This is a genomic window from Acinetobacter bereziniae LMG 1003 = CIP 70.12, from assembly GCF_000368925.1.
Classification (GTDB): Bacteria; Pseudomonadota; Gammaproteobacteria; order Pseudomonadales; family Moraxellaceae; genus Acinetobacter; species Acinetobacter bereziniae.
The window spans coordinates 356,837-371,858 of the sequence record NZ_KB849756.1 but is presented as its reverse complement, the minus strand read 5'-3'; the positions used below and the strand labels follow the sequence as shown (position 1 = coordinate 371,858).

12 protein-coding genes are annotated in these 15,022 nt (G+C 36.0%); 7 read left to right on the top strand and 5 right to left on the bottom strand.

The features are described from left to right. Window positions 1-4 precede the first annotated feature (4 nt). Window positions 5-1,366 (bottom strand): M16 family metallopeptidase, encoded by a 1,362-nt coding sequence (locus tag F938_RS11830; protein WP_009584774.1) that lies wholly within the window; start codon window positions 1,364-1,366, stop codon window positions 5-7. Window positions 1,367-1,576: 210 nt separating this feature from the next. Between F938_RS11830 and ftsY the strand changes: the two genes are divergently transcribed. The 5 genes from ftsY to F938_RS11805 all read left to right on the top strand — a co-directional run bounded on the left by ftsY (window position 1,577) and on the right by F938_RS11805 (window position 8,019). Beyond that, complete coding sequence (ftsY, locus tag F938_RS11825; RefSeq protein ID WP_004830400.1) at window positions 1,577-2,686, top strand: signal recognition particle-docking protein FtsY; 1,110 nt, start codon at window positions 1,577-1,579, stop codon at window positions 2,684-2,686. Window positions 2,687-3,100: 414 nt separating this feature from the next. Further along, the gene (locus F938_RS11820; RefSeq protein ID WP_004830401.1) at window positions 3,101-3,694 is read left to right on the top strand and encodes a nitroreductase family protein; all 594 of its coding nucleotides are present in this window, start codon (window positions 3,101-3,103) and stop codon (window positions 3,692-3,694) included. Between the two features lie 590 nt (window positions 3,695-4,284). Beyond that, complete coding sequence (locus F938_RS11815; protein WP_005032029.1) at window positions 4,285-6,447, top strand: malate synthase G; 2,163 nt, start codon at window positions 4,285-4,287, stop codon at window positions 6,445-6,447. A 178-nt stretch (window positions 6,448-6,625) separates the two neighbouring features. Further along, a complete protein-coding gene (locus F938_RS11810; RefSeq protein ID WP_004830403.1) occupies window positions 6,626-7,246 on the top strand; it encodes a 2OG-Fe(II) oxygenase in 621 nt (206 codons plus the stop codon). A 107-nt stretch (window positions 7,247-7,353) separates the two neighbouring features. Continuing rightward, window positions 7,354-8,019 (top strand): SOS response-associated peptidase, encoded by a 666-nt coding sequence (locus F938_RS11805; RefSeq protein ID WP_026040436.1) that lies wholly within the window; start codon window positions 7,354-7,356, stop codon window positions 8,017-8,019. Window positions 8,020-8,028: 9 nt separating this feature from the next. Here the strand turns inward: F938_RS11805 and F938_RS11800 are convergent, their stop codons facing one another. Next, complete coding sequence (locus tag F938_RS11800; RefSeq protein ID WP_004830405.1) at window positions 8,029-8,493, bottom strand: MarR family winged helix-turn-helix transcriptional regulator; 465 nt, start codon at window positions 8,491-8,493, stop codon at window positions 8,029-8,031. Between the two features lie 953 nt (window positions 8,494-9,446). On the opposite strand from F938_RS11800, the gene F938_RS11795 reads away from it, so the two are divergent. After that, entirely contained in the window at window positions 9,447-10,988 is a 1,542-nt protein-coding gene (locus tag F938_RS11795; protein ID WP_005032024.1) for a TerC family protein, read from the top strand. A gap of 116 nt (window positions 10,989-11,104) precedes the next feature. Here F938_RS11795 and F938_RS11790 read toward each other — a convergent pair whose 3' ends face one another. Beyond that, window positions 11,105-11,971: an alpha/beta hydrolase family protein gene (locus tag F938_RS11790; RefSeq protein WP_005032021.1), complete on the bottom strand. Its 867-nt coding sequence runs from the start codon at window positions 11,969-11,971 to the stop codon at window positions 11,105-11,107. Between the two features lie 121 nt (window positions 11,972-12,092). Between F938_RS11790 and F938_RS11785 the strand changes: the two genes are divergently transcribed. Then, window positions 12,093-12,551 (top strand): hypothetical protein, encoded by a 459-nt coding sequence (locus F938_RS11785; RefSeq protein WP_005032019.1) that lies wholly within the window; start codon window positions 12,093-12,095, stop codon window positions 12,549-12,551. A gap of 41 nt (window positions 12,552-12,592) precedes the next feature. Here F938_RS11785 and F938_RS11780 read toward each other — a convergent pair whose 3' ends face one another. Both F938_RS11780 and brnQ read right to left on the bottom strand, forming a co-directional pair. After that, complete coding sequence (locus tag F938_RS11780) at window positions 12,593-12,829, bottom strand: hypothetical protein (protein WP_004830410.1); 237 nt, start codon at window positions 12,827-12,829, stop codon at window positions 12,593-12,595. Between the two features lie 634 nt (window positions 12,830-13,463). After that, window positions 13,464-14,756 carry a branched-chain amino acid transport system II carrier protein gene (gene brnQ / locus F938_RS11775; RefSeq protein ID WP_004830411.1) on the bottom strand — a complete coding sequence of 431 codons (1,293 nt, stop codon included), beginning with the start codon at window positions 14,754-14,756 and terminating at the stop codon, window positions 13,464-13,466. Window positions 14,757-15,022 lie beyond the last annotated feature (266 nt).

The following is a 15,022-nucleotide window of genomic DNA, read 5'->3' as shown; positions in this document are numbered from 1 at the left end:
TTATTTATTCTTTTGAATCTTCGGGTAATAAATACATACTACTGAGATTGTCTTTGACAAAATAAATATTGGCAATCCGTTTTAAATCCTGTGGTGTCACTTTGTCATAATGCTTTGGCAATTCATCCATCAAACGAAAACTTAAACCATTCACTTCTAAGTTGCCAATCATGTTGGCCTGACCACCAATATCATCTTGGCTGTAAATTAAATTGGAAACGAAGTTATTTTTTACGCGATCTAGTTCGGCTTGATTAACTAATTCTGTTTTAAATAAGTTCATTTCTTTTTCTATTGCTTTCTGCGCATCTGGCAGGGATACACCATCGCTCGGTATTGCCGAAATCATAAATAAGCTGTCACCTCGATTATACGGATCATAACTGACACTAATGGCAGTAAGCACTTTTTTATCGCGAATTAAACGATCTTGCAAACGTGCTGAAATTCCCCCATCGAGTAAGGACTGAATGATGGTCAATGCATAAGCATCTTGTGGGTTTTTTGCTGTAGCGATAGATTTAACATTCCATGCCATAAACAAGTTTGGAACTTGTACTGGGAGGTGGACTTCCATATGTCGATAACCCATTCGATCAAATTCCAGCACATCATTGCGATCAGGAAGTTCTTTTTTCGGGATTGCTGCAAAATATTTTTCGACTTGTTTTAATGCTTGTTCTGAGTTGACATCTCCTACAATAACGAGTGTTGCATTATTGGGTGTATACCAAGTTTGATACCAATGTTTGAGATCATCTAAACGAATATTTTGTAGATTTTTCATAAATCCAATCACGGGTTGTCGATGATGGCTGGTTGGATAGGCAATCCATTTAAAACGTTCAAAAGCAAGATTACGTGGATTATCATCTGTTCTTTGCCGTCTTTCCTCCATAACGACTTTGATTTCTGGGTCAAAGTCCTGCTGTCTCAACACCAAATTGGTCATTCGATCTGCTTCAAGTTCTAAAGCCAAGGGAAAATATTTTTTAGGGTAAAGCTGATAATAATTGGTGTAATTGGTATAGGTTGCTGCATTAGTACGTCCACCATAAATTCGGCTTAACCGAGCAAACTCATCATCTGGAACTTTCTTTGTTCCCTTAAACATCATATGCTCAAGTACATGAGAAATACCGAGTACATTCCCAGATTCATCACTACTGCCGACACCATACCAAATTTGAGTCATGACAATAGGGGAGCGGTGATCTTCGCGGATAATGACTTTTAGACCATTCTTTAGCGTGGTTTCAAAAGTTGTACGTGCAAGTTGACTTTCTGGGGCTGAATGAAGCTGAGTATTGAAAGTATAAGTGCATAAGAATAATAAAGGCGCAATAATAACTTTGGAGTGTTGCATAAGTTGTAAGAATTTAGATTTCAAAATATACACAGATGACCTAAAAAAATTATTCTAAATTTATAACTATTCTTAAAAAATGAATCAGTTAAAGCAAGGCGATCGTGTTGCATTTTGGTTTGCTTGTTTTATCACTGCTTTAACGCTAAAAATGTTTCAATCTATGCTAAACTCATTCTTTTTTAACGCTATGCTTTTCAAGGAATCGGCATGCAAGAACAGCAAAATAAATTCTTGATTGATGCGGATATCGGGGATGACGATGTCACATTACCTAGTTTACCAGCCGTCAATGTGCCTATTATTGAAAATAATAAAGTAGAAATACCGAAAACGGAATCTACTCAAGCTGATAGTCAAGAACAACAGATTGAAGCGACTGAAGAAAAAGCCAAAGGTGGTTTTTTCAGTCGTATGAAAGAAGGTTTGTCTAAATCACGCAAAAGCTTCGCAGATGGTATGGTCAACATATTGATCGGCGGGAAAGAGATTGACGATGAATTGCTAGAAGAAGTTGAAGAACAGCTTTTAGTTGCTGATATTGGTGTCGAAGCGACAAAAACCATTATTGCGAATTTAACTGAGCGTACTGAACGTGGAGATTTGATCTATTCACATTCATTGTATAAAGCTTTGCAAGAAGAGTTGGTGACATTACTTGCCCCACGAGTAAAACCATTGCATATCGACCCAAATAAAAATCCATTTGTGATTTTAGTGGTTGGGGTAAACGGTGTGGGTAAAACAACTACAATTGGTAAGTTGGCAAAACGTTTACAGGGTGAAGGCAAAAAAGTCATGCTTGCCGCAGGTGATACATTCCGTGCAGCAGCAACTGAACAGCTTCAAATCTGGGGGGAGCGTAATAATATTGCTGTTGTTGCTCAAGGTCATGGTGCTGATAGTGCGTCTGTAATTTTTGATGCTTTTGAAAGTGCGCGTGCTAAGGGAATTGACGTTCTTATCGCAGATACCGCTGGACGTCTACACAATAAAAGCAATTTAATGTCTGAACTGACCAAAGTAAAACGTGTAATGCAGAAAATTGATGCGACAGCGCCGCACGAAGTGATGTTGGTTGTGGATGCGGGTACAGGGCAGAACGCGATTAACCAAGTGGAAATGTTTGATGAAGCTGTAGGTCTTACAGGTCTAACGATTACTAAATTGGATGGTACTGCAAAAGGTGGAGTGCTATTTAATATTGCCAGTCGTACACATGTACCAATCCGTTTTATTGGTGTTGGTGAAAAAATAGATGACTTACGCCCATTCTCTGCTAAATCATTTGTAGCTGCTTTATTTGAAACAGATAAATGATTGTAGTCTGATTCGCTGATTTGGAAACTCCGCTTGATGCGGAGTTTTTATTTTCTGTTTAAATTTATGCTTTAAAGTATTTAGCGTACCAGATGCTGAGAATAGCTTGATCTGTGTTGAATTAAAGATGATTTTTACCTTAATTTCTTTTGTGGTCTACGCAATAACAATTTGAAGAAAATGGCAACAATATTTTTTTAAAATTAGCTGCATGGATTTAATTTTTATAAAAATCAGTATATTAGTGTGATTTTGGATAGGGGTATAATTGTTTAAAAGTCTTTCTATTTCTAATATTGTTCTAAATATAGAACACATTGTTATGTATTTATGCATGGAAACAGTCAAAATCATGCAATAAACTTTGTCTATGTTAAAGAAAACGGCGTATCGCGCCAAAGAAGGATTATCATTATGTCATTTTTAAATCAAATCAAACAACGTCGGACAATTTATGCATTGGGTAAAGATATCAGCTTAGACCAAGCAAAAGTTGAAGAAATCATCAAAGATGCAGTAAAACATAGTCCATCTGCATTTAACTCACAATCTTCTCGCGCAGTAATTTTATTTGGTGATTCACACGTAAAATTCTGGACAATTGTTTTAGAAACTTTACGTAAAATTGTTCCTGCTGAAGCATTTGAAGGAACTGCTGGTAAAATTAATAGCTTTATTGCTGGCGCAGGTTCGGTGTTGTTTTACGAAGATTTAAGCGTAGTGAAAGGTTTGCAAGAGCAATTCCCACTTTATGCAGATAATTTCCCGGTTTGGGCTGAACACTCGACTGCAATTGCGCAATTTGCAGCTTGGACAGCTTTATCTGAAGCAGGTATTGGTGCTTCATTACAGCATTATAACCCGATCGTGGATGATGAAGTTGCAGAAACTTTTGAAATCCCTGCGGATTGGAAACTTCGTGCGCAATTGGTATTTGGTTCAATTGAAGCACCTGCTGGTGAAAAAGCATTTATTGATGATGCTGCACGTTTCAAAACATTTAACTAAATTTGTATCAGATCAAAAAAATCAAATCTCAAATCTATGTTTGATTTATGCCTGATTTTCGTTTGATCAAATTTAACCTGCTTAAGAGACCAATTTTAAGCAGGTTTTTATTTGCGTTGATTTTATCAAATTTTAAAACAAAACAACCAACCATAGAGTGTCTCAGTTCACTTTAGTTATTCCTTAAAAACGAGTTGATCATACTTTCCAGACAATCATTGAGCTAAAAATTCAAGCCATAAAGGATCGAACAATTCTTTACATAGAAATATCACTTTACTTTATCGACATTTAGCTTTATTCGTGGCTTAATCTTTGCTCAAGGAAAAAAAGTGTATTAAAAAATGAGTAAATTAGCGTAGATTCAGCACTTTGGTCTAATTTAGACATTTTAAAAAATTTATACACTGTAAATAGCCATTCAAGTTGATGATATTGTCGGATTTCTGATCGTTATTTTTTAAGTTAATGTATGTATTTATTTTAATTAAAATGATCACTATTTAGGAATGTGATAATACTATTCAGCATGGTTTAAATCGGTATACTAGAAACTCTTGTTATAAAAAGTAGCAATATCAGGAAAGACAATGACTGCACGTATTCAAAAAGGCAAGTTAGCGATTGCTAAAGAACTTTACGATTTCATCGAAAATGAAGCACTACCAGGTTCTGGTTTAGACAGTGAAACATACTGGAAAAACTTTGAGCAAGTTGTTGTCGATCTTAGCCCAAAGAATAAGGCGCTTTTAGCAAAGCGTGACGAGATTCAGGCTAAAATTGATGAATGGCACCGCAACAATAAATTTGAACTTGAAGCTTATAAAGCTTTCCTAAAAGAAATTGGCTACTTATTACCAGAAGTAGAAGATTTCCAAATCAGCACAGAAAATGTAGATGAAGAAATCGCATTATTGGCTGGTGCGCAGTTGGTTGTACCTGTGCGTAATGCACGTTACTGCCTAAATGCAGCAAATGCCCGTTGGGGTTCTTTATACGATGCACTTTACGGCTTTGACGTGATCTCTGAAGAGGGTGGCGCAGAAAAGGGTAAAGGCTATAACCCTGTTCGTGGCGACAAAGTTATTGCATTTGCAAAGAACTTCTTAAATGAAACATTCCCGCTTGCAAATGGCTCTTATGCAGATGCAACTCGCTATGCAGTTGAAGATAAAAAATTAGTGGTCACGCTAAAAGATGGTTCAACAACCACTTTAGCAAAAGAAGCTCAATTTGTGGGTTTCAATGGTGAAGAATCTGCACCCGTTGAAATCGTACTGCTCAATAATGGCTTGCACGTAATTATTGAAATTGACGCAAATAGTCCAATCGGTAAAACAGATGCGGCTGGCGTTAAAGATCTTGTGTTAGAAGCAGCAGTAACGACGATTCAAGATTTGGAAGATTCGATTGCAGCTGTAGACGCAGAAGAAAAAGTTGAAGGCTACCGTAACTGGTTAGGCTTGATGAAGGGTACTCTTGAAGAATCTATCGAGAAAAACGGTAAAACCGTTACCCGTAAATTAAACAAAGATCGTAGCCACAAGAACCTCATTGGTGGTGAAACGACACTTCATGGTCGTTCTTTGATGTTGCTTCGTAATGTGGGTCATTTAATGACAAACCCTGCGATCCTTGTAGATGGTGTTGAAATTTACGAAGGCATTATGGATGCTTTAATCACGCCATTGCTTTCTTTTGCGGACATCAAAGGTCAAAACGAAAACAAGAACTCTCGTAAAGGTTCTATGTATATCGTTAAACCAAAAATGCATGGTCCAGAAGAAGTTGCTTTTGCTGTTGAATTATTTGAACGTGCTGAACAAGCATTGGGTCTACCAGCGAAAACTTTGAAAATCGGGATTATGGATGAAGAACGCCGTACTTCTGTAAACTTGAAAAACTGTATTGCTCAAGCAAAAGATCGTACGATTTTCATCAATACTGGCTTTATGGATCGTACTGGTGATGAAATCCATACATTCATGGAAGCAGGACCATTTGTTCGTAAAGGTGAAGTAAAAGCGCAAATTTGGTTCCCAGCATATGAAAACCGTAACGTGATGGTAGGTCTTCAAGCTGGATTACGTGGCAAAGCACAAATTGGTAAAGGCATGTGGCCAAAACCAGATATGCTTTTAGACATGTACAAAACCAAGATCGAGCATCCTGAAGCTGGTGCAAGCTGTGCTTGGGTTCCATCTCCATCAGGTGCGGTGATTCATGCGATTCATTATCATCAGTGTAATGTTTCAGCTCGTCAGCAAGAATTGTTGAAAACTGAAGCTTTACCTTTAGATGATTTACTTACTCCACCTTTGGCGACTGATACAAACTGGACTGAAGAAGAGAAAACCAAAGAGCTTGAAAACAATCTTCAAGGGATCTTGGGTTATGTTGTACGTTGGGTTGACTTGGGCGTAGGCTGTTCTAAAGTGCCTGGCATTAATAATGTTGGTTTAATGGAAGATCGTGCAACATTGCGTATTTCATCTCAACATGTTGCGAACTGGTTACGTCACGGCATTGTAACTCAGCAACAAGTTGAAGAGGTTATGCAACGTATGGCAAAAATTGTGGATGAGCAAAATGCCAATGATCCAGAATATACCAACATGGCACCAAGCTTCGATGGTTATGCTTACAAAGCTGCTTATGATCTAGTCTTTAAGGGCGGTGAGCAACCATCAGGCTATACTGAACCATTATTGCATGCATACCGTTTAAAATTAAAAGGTTATACAGGTGATTAATTTTACACTGTAGATTTTAAATCAAACATAAAGCCTCTTCGGAGGCTTTATGGCTTTCTAAAGTGGCAAAAAGACAGTTTTAAGTCCAGAAAATTTGTTTTCGCTGATTCTGGTTTAAGCCAACAACATGAAAACTCTGCTACAATTTAAAGGAGTTAATTATTATGTTGAATTATAAATGACATCAATTCTGAAATTAGATGCGCTGAAAAATGCTGAAGTCGTCACGACACCTTATCCGTTTTTTGTGGTTGAAAATGCGTTGGCAGACAGTGAAGTTCAAGCAGTGATCAAGGACTTCCCAAAGATTGAACAAGGTGGAAGTTTTAATATTGAAGATGTAGAAATTAAGCCTAATTTTGATCGTTTTTTAAAATCTTTAGATACACCAGAGTTTCGCCAAATTCTGACAGATAAATTTGATGTTAATGTGATGGAACATCCGATGATGATCACTTTACGTGGTTACTCTCGCCAAAAAGATGGACGTATTCACAGTGATTCTAAAAGTAAACTGTTGACTATTCTGATTTATCTAAATGAATCATGGGATGCACCGAATGGTCGTTTACGTATTTTAAATGACGACAAAGATATCAATAACTATGTTGCTGAGATTGGCGCTGGTCCTGGTTCTTTGGTTGCATTTAAAGTTACTGATAATGGTTGGCATGGCTATATTCCTTATGAAGGGCAGCGCCAATCGATTCAAATTAACTTTTTGACCAGTGAAAAAGCCAATGCTAAACATAAGTTTTTCCATGGTTTAAGTGCGAAAGTTAAAAAAATCTTTGGATAAGCTATTTTAGATGGACTTAGGTTAATTCTGAATATATCAGGAGTATTGAGTTAGATCACATTCATAAAATAAAGAGAATGAATGTGATCAATCCATTATCATTTTTTATGTGTGCTAATTTTAAACCGATCACAGCCATACAAGTAAAACAACTTGGCTTACCTGCTATTCCTTTTACATATCAACCAGAAGTATTTCCTAGTTTTGCAATGCCATTACTTTTTAACGCTCAAAAAAGTCTTGAGTGGCGTTTGGTCAATTTTGGTTTAATTCCAAAATGGGCTGAAGATAAAGAGGCGGGGAAGCATACTTATAATGCGCGTAATGAAACATTGATAGAAAAACGTAGTTTTACAGAAGCATTGAGTAAATGCCAATTCGGGGTTATTCCCGTTACTGAGTTTTACGAGTCTAAGTATGTCAATGGAAAGCCACAGCGATGGGGTGTTAGACGGAAGGATGGTCAGGCATTTTATATTGCAGCATTATATGAAATTGCACGGTTAAAAAATGGTGAAGTAATTCGGTCAGCAACTATGATTAGCATGGATGCTCATTTTCATCCCATGATGAGTGAGTTTCATGAGCCCAGAACAGATAAGCGTTCTGTTGTCGTGATTCCACATCATCGCTTGGATGCGTGGCTGAACTTGAAACAGCCTGATATTTCGAGTTTTATAGAGGGATTTCCTGTGGAGGAGTTTGAATGCTTTTATTGTCCTAAACAACGTAATGACATCAACTCTCCACAGTTAAGTATATTTGATGAATAATTTTCAACATCAATGTGCAAGATTTTTAAAAATAATTTTTAAATTCTCTATGGTTTTTTCAATTTGAAGTGGGGTAAGTCCTTCAAAGGATTGCTCTAAAATCACACCCATTAAGTCATTGATTTTTTGGGTTATTTGTTTCCCTTCTTCAGTTAAACAGACGCGTGTAATCCGTTTATCTTTTTTGCAAGAATACGTGTCTACTAACCCTTCTTCTTTTAAACGGTAGACAATTTTTGTGGTTGTCGACATTTTAGAGACAATCATTTCGGAAAGCTCAGATACACTGGCATCAGGTTTGGCTTCTAAGGAAACCAATAAACGACGCCGTGAATTATCAACCCCATACTTTTTGAGCACTTGATCTAAGTTTAAGACGTACTGAGCATGGACTTGTGTAACCCAATAATAAGGAAAATTTTCAATATTAAAATTTTCCGCAGAAGGCAGAAATTTTGAATATTTCTTAGTCATCTGAATGTCCCTGTTTTTTTGTAATTATTGCCATATGTTAAGCACTAATAATATTTTATTTCGAATATCTGAATCAATATGTGCGTCACACTTAATGCCAAAAAACTAGAAAAATCGACGAAAAATAGATCCATCTAGAAAATTAACTTAAGTTAAACTATTCCAAAAATACATTAAAATGCAGTTTTTATATGAATAGGTGACAACTTCATATAGCGGAAAATAGTTGCTTCTTCATGCAATTGCTTGATTACCAGTTTCATGTTTTACAGTCTTTATAGTGCATTATAATTTTTTTAAAAAAACTGAATTGATTAGTTACTCTTAAAAAAATCATACTATAATCGACAGTGAACCCCTTTGATTATTGCTAATCAAAATGAAAGATGGTTTAGCCATTGTTTGAAAAACAATCATGAAGAACTTTGTTCAACGTTTTTATTTCCATGATTCAAGCCATAAATTTCAACAATGTTTTGCAACAAAATAGGTTTATTTGTTAAACAAATTAACATCAATTGTTATTATATCTGAAAAATAAAAAAAACCAAGTTGGCTTTATGAAAAATATTGTCGATTGTAGCCAATGAATTTCACAATTTTTTTGTATAAATGCATAATATATCAATTTTTAATTTAAAAAAATCAATAAAATCAACAGGTGAAAAATAATTAAAATTTATCGAAATCTTCGACTATTTTCTAAAGTTATTGAATCTCTTATTGGCAACAGCGCGAAAGCTTGATAATCAGATGTAGCTTTGAAAAAATCGATAATACTTAAAGATTAAATAAATGTAAAAATTTCATGAAATATAATTACAAGTCGTCGATATTGTGCATAATTAAAGTAATTTAGTTGAAAAGGTATCATTCATGGATCCGTCGCCGTGTAGGTTAAGCTTATTTTTCTCCAATTTATATACTTATAAGAATAATCGGGAGATCTAATAATGGAATTTTTATTAGACCCTGGAATTTGGGTTGGACTTTTAACCCTTATCGTTTTAGAAATTGTACTGGGTATCGATAACCTGGTATTCATTGCCATTCTTGCAGATAAACTTCCTCCAGAACAACGAGATAAAGCACGTGTCATCGGTCTTTCTTTGGCGTTGATCATGCGTTTAGGTTTATTGACGATTATTTCTTGGTTAGTCACTTTAACTAAACCTGTAATTGCATTTGGGGGACTATCCTTTTCAGGACGAGACTTAATTTTATTATTTGGAGGATTGTTCCTCGTTTATAAAGCTGTCACTGAATTACACGAAAAAATGGAAGGGAAGCCTGAAGTCAAAAGTTCAGGTGCTGCTGTATATGCCAGCTTCTGGGCTGTTGTTGCCCAAATCATTGTTTTAGATGCTGTATTTTCACTAGACTCGGTGATTACTGCGATTGGTATGGTGGATAATATTTATGTGATGATGGCGGCAGTTACGATTGCTGTAATTGTAATGTTAATTGCATCTAAGCCATTGACGACATTCGTAAATAAGCACCCTACAGTGGTGATTCTATGTCTAAGCTTCTTATTGTTGATTGGGGTTAGCTTGATTGCGGAAGGTTTTGGTTTCCATATTCCGAAAGGCTATATCTACTCAGGTATTGGCGTTGCGATTTTAATCGAAGCATTTAATCAATTCTCAAGCCGTAATGCTGAAAAACATCAAGCTAAAACGCCATTGCGTCATCGTACTGCGGATTCAATTCTAAAATTGATGGGCAGTAAGTTAGATGCTGATTTATTGCAAAGCCCTGAAGCTTTAGCAGCACAAAAAGCGTTTGGTGATGAAGAACGTTATATGGTCGGTGGCGTACTTACCCTTGCGGAACGTTCTGTAGCATCGATTATGACACCAAGAACTCAGATCTCATGGATTAACCTAGAAGATGATGCAGAGAGCATACGTCAACAAATTTTAGCTGTACCGCATAGTTTATTCCCTGTCTGTCGTGGGCAATTAGACAAAGTGGTTACGGTTGTTCGTGCTAAAGAGTTAATTGATGTATTGGACGAGCCAGAACAGCTTCAAGCTTTATTGAAACGTAATCGTCCCATCTTTATTTTTGAGAAAATGAAGGTCATTGATGCAATTCATACACTAAGAACTTCCAAAGGTTCATTGGTTTTGGTGAGTAATGAGTTTGGAAATATTCAAGGTTTGATTTCTCCGCTTGATGTGTTTGAAGCCATTGCAGGTGAGTTTCCAGATGCAGATGAACAGTTGGAGCTGATTAAAGTGGATGAAAACACTTGGAAGGCATCAGGTATGCTTGATTTGTATCAACTTGAATTGGAGTTGGGAATGCTTGACCTTGTTCAAGAGGATTCTGGCTACTTTAGCGTCGCTGGATTAATTCTCGATAAAACGCAAGGCGATGTGCATTTGGGTACGCAAATAGAGCATGAAGGGATTTGGTTTGAAGTGATTGAAATGGATGAGAATCGAATCAAAACGGTAAAAATTACTCGTCCAGAACAGTTTTCATAATCATTGTTTGTAAAGTGATTTAAATCATTCATCCTTGATAAAAATGCCTCAGTCCTGAGGCATTTTTTTGAATAAAAAGAGCACTTAAACAGGATTACGTATTTAAGTGCTGAAAACTAAAGTTTTTGATTAAATATTTTTTGGGTCATGATTGGCCAGAGATTTTGATGGCTTTTCTTAAACATTGACATATGCCCAATCACTTTATGACCATGTTGTTGTGGGCTCAGCTCGATCATATCAGTTACGGCTTTAGGGTAAAGACGAAGCAGGTCTTTTACATTAGTGGAAGTTGCAATCTCATCATCTGAAGACCAATAAGAGGTGATAGGGCACTCGATCTCATGATGATAATCTTCAAATACGGTTTTACCTACAGCATTTATTACATAACCTGGTTGGCTACAGAATTCAGCCCATTGCTGTGCTACTTTTTGCGGTAGATTCTCTCCCATGCCGAGCATTTTAGTTGCACCATAGCCTTTGATGCGATTGGAAATTGGGAAGACTAAATTAAACATGACAGGTGCTAAGCGTTTAGTACGACCTTTAAGTCCTTTTACGTGACCAGTAGAGCCAGATATCGAAATAACTTGTGCGACTTTCTTATAATTTGGAACAATACCGAGTAACTGACCCCCTGCACTATGACCAATGAGAGTCAGTTGATTCTTTCCTGTCTTGTTTAAAAGTGACTCAATGGCGGCCGGAATGTCGAGCTGTCCCCAATCTTGAATACTTGCTTTGGATTGAGATAATGGTCCATGTAATGAGTCTCCAATACCACGGAAATCAAAGACCATCACATCTAGACCTTGTTGAGTAAGCCATTCGATAAAATGATGATAAAAGCCCTGTGTAATTCCTGTAGCAGGGCAAACCAGTACAGGTAAGTGCTGAGTTGATTGTTTTGCCGGATAAAAACGTGCACTTAAGCTATAGCTATCTGCGCAGCTTATGGTTAAATTTTCATATATTGTCATAGTACAATCCAAAGCTGTTCAATTTAAAACTACTTTACACAAGTTCTAAAAAGAAACTTGTTTGAAAGATGACTCTTAAGTCAGATCTGAATGTGATAAGGAAAAATAGGAACTTTATTAAATGGATTTAATCACTTTAAATTTATCGGTAAAACTGGCACTTATTTTTAGTGGGGTTTATTTGTGGGTAGGGATGCTCACAGGTGTCTGGAAGTACGTCCAGATCAGTCGTTCAGAACTTGCCAGAGCACACTACTATGTCGATATAGCACATCGAAGTAGCTTGCTTTACGCGCCTGCTAGCTTGATTTTAGCTGTGATGGCGTATTGTTCGAGTTTCCAGGAAATAATTAATTTACTCTGTGTGATCGTAAATTTAGTTTTTTTTAGTTTTTCTATTGCAAGTTATGTTTTACATGGTTGGCTCAAAGATACGACCAACCAATTTAAGCAACCTCATCAATTAGGTGCTGTACATTTACCGAAAATTTTACTTCGTTTAGCGATGATTTTATTGGTGATTGGAGAGATTTTTGCGACAGGAATCTTGCTTTTAGGGATGATTAAAGGATTATTATAATTTTTTGTTATAGATAAAGATGGATGCTTGGCATCCATCTTTTATTCAGTGATTTTTGCGAGTTTTCGCGATTTATGATCTACAACGTCCCAAATATAGAAAGCCGCAGATACCGCTAATGCATAAGCAAAATATTCAGGTTTTAAATTGCCTTGAATAAGTCCGTGGATGAGCAGAGTAGCCAAAAGGGCAATTGTTGTACTCAAATATGTGACTAATTTTGTGTTTGCCTTCAAAGAATTAATGAAGACTTGCTTGTTGAAATGTAATGATAACATCTCCATACCTCCTGTCTGCTCGACAAAAACCAAATTGTTTTAGTCTGGATTGGTTTATTTAGTTGTACCACATTTAATTATTATTTCAAGAGCAAATACCTCTATTATTCAAAATAATTATGACATATTTATTACAAACATGACTTATTTTATAAAAAATGAAAATATGAGTGATTTTTTTCTTAAATAGTGTATTTTTTGTTGAAGAAGTGTGAAGTGGTTATCAAATTAAAATACAGCAACTTATAACAAGTGCAAGAGAATTTTGACTAAAGTCGATGAAAGTTATGCAATATTTATGCAAATTTTATAATAAATTATGATCAATGATGAAAATTTATATTTGATTGCAGCAAATTGTAAGTTGATATGTTTTTATGGTTAAACTTTAATCAGTTGATTGCTGTGTATATTCAAGGAATGTTCTTGTCATCTAAAGAATAAAAATGATCGACAAAACTGAGAATGCAAAAGTAATTTTTAGCAGTGTGTGATTAATCACATGCAATACATTGAATGATTTTAAATTGTGTCGCAAACAATAACAGTCTGTTGGGTAAACATGACAATTATTGATCACAGTTAAAATTAGATTTGGGTAAAATCAAATTTTAAGGACGATGGCTAAGACGCTTTATTTCTTAACTTTATCGATAACGACACAAATAATTAAAACAATCAATGATGGAATAAGCCAAGCAAGGTTTTGTTCATTTAACGGTAAGTTTTGGATCAATAGCGGTAAACTATCTTTAAATTCCGTAACTTTAATACCTTCAATAATTCCAAATAAGAATGCAACGCCAGTTACTGGTGCAACCACTGTTGCTGGATTATTAAATTTGCTCCAAAAGAAGCTCAATAGAATAACGACAATAGCGGGCGGGTAAATCGCACTGAGAACCGGTACAGAAAATGCAATCAATTTAGTCAAACCTAAATTTGAAATGACTAAAGAGAATAAAACCAGAATGATCACTAAAACTTTGTAAGGAATCTTAGTCAACTCAGAGAAATATTCAGCACATGCACATGTTAGACCGATCGCAGTGACCATACATGCGATAAAAATCAAAGCAGTAAGAAATAATGAGCCAAGATCACCAAAAGCGTGCTGAACATAAGCATGCAAAATCACGGCGCCATTTGCTGCATTTGGTGCTGCATCATGGCTACCTAAACCTAGCTTAAATAGGCTAATATAAACCAGTGTTAAGCCTACGCCAGAAATTAAACTTGCAATGATTGCATATTTAGTTACCAGTTTTTTGTCGGTGACACCACGAGAATGTATGGCATGGATAATTACGATACCGAACACCAATGCACCTAAAGTGTCCATGGTTAAATAACCATTTACAAAGCCTTCAGAAACAGGGCTAGTTGCATAATTATTTATGGCAGGAGAGATTGAACCAGTCGGGATGATAAAGGCTGCAATACCAAGAATGGCAAGTGCAATAATTTTAAGAGGTGCAAGAATATGACCTACGGTATCCAACAGTTTGTTTGGATAAAGAGACACTAAAGTAACAAAGGCAAAGTAGATCACACTATAAATAAATAGCGGAGTGCCACCTGTACCAAAGTAAGATGAAAAACCGATTTCATACGAAACTGTAGCGGTACGTGGTGTAGCAAAAAGTGGACCGACTGATAAGTAACACACTACAGTCAAGATTAAACTTGCAACTTTGCCTAAAGGTGAACTTAAAATTGCAATCGAACCTTCAGTTTTTGAAAGCGCCATAATGGTGATGACAGGTAAGCCTACAGCGGTGATTAGAAAACCCAATGCTGCTAGCCATACATGTTCACCCGCTTGTTGAGCGACAATGGGTGGAAAGATAATATTGCCTGCCCCAATAAATAAGGCAAAAGTCATGAACCCTAGAGCAATAATATCCTTGGTACGGAGATTAGTCATAAAGTGTGGTTAAAAACGCAAAACAGCGATTTTAGTGGAAATGCGAGATTTTTTGTATTTTATTTTATGGGTAATATTCCTGTTTTTTATAAATTTTAACCAATTAACCATATGAGTTATATTTATGTGGATGATTCAGCGCTTAATTTAGTTAAATTTGTAAAAGCCAATTTTAAAGAAAATTTTATAGGATTAAAAAACGCAAACTCGTAGTTTAAAGCTTATTTTTATAATTATGCATACCAATCGACATTTTTAACTCTCAT

What these genes read in the sequence shown, in the direction of transcription:
- F938_RS11830 (WP_009584774.1), bottom strand. Translation starts at nt 1,366, where the DNA reads ATGCAACACTCCAAAGTTATTATTGCGCCTTTATTATTCTTATGCACT.
- ftsY (WP_004830400.1), top strand. Translation starts at nt 1,577, where the DNA reads ATGCAAGAACAGCAAAATAAATTCTTGATTGATGCGGATATCGGGGAT.
- F938_RS11820 (WP_004830401.1), top strand. Translation starts at nt 3,101, where the DNA reads ATGTCATTTTTAAATCAAATCAAACAACGTCGGACAATTTATGCATTG.
- F938_RS11815 (WP_005032029.1), top strand. Translation starts at nt 4,285, where the DNA reads ATGACTGCACGTATTCAAAAAGGCAAGTTAGCGATTGCTAAAGAACTT.
- F938_RS11810 (WP_004830403.1), top strand. Translation starts at nt 6,626, where the DNA reads ATGACATCAATTCTGAAATTAGATGCGCTGAAAAATGCTGAAGTCGTC.
- F938_RS11805 (WP_026040436.1), top strand. Translation starts at nt 7,354, where the DNA reads ATGTGTGCTAATTTTAAACCGATCACAGCCATACAAGTAAAACAACTT.
- F938_RS11800 (WP_004830405.1), bottom strand. Translation starts at nt 8,493, where the DNA reads ATGACTAAGAAATATTCAAAATTTCTGCCTTCTGCGGAAAATTTTAAT.
- F938_RS11795 (WP_005032024.1), top strand. Translation starts at nt 9,447, where the DNA reads ATGGAATTTTTATTAGACCCTGGAATTTGGGTTGGACTTTTAACCCTT.
- F938_RS11790 (WP_005032021.1), bottom strand. Translation starts at nt 11,971, where the DNA reads ATGACAATATATGAAAATTTAACCATAAGCTGCGCAGATAGCTATAGC.
- F938_RS11785 (WP_005032019.1), top strand. Translation starts at nt 12,093, where the DNA reads ATGGATTTAATCACTTTAAATTTATCGGTAAAACTGGCACTTATTTTT.
- F938_RS11780 (WP_004830410.1), bottom strand. Translation starts at nt 12,829, where the DNA reads ATGTTATCATTACATTTCAACAAGCAAGTCTTCATTAATTCTTTGAAG.
- brnQ (WP_004830411.1), bottom strand. Translation starts at nt 14,756, where the DNA reads ATGACTAATCTCCGTACCAAGGATATTATTGCTCTAGGGTTCATGACT.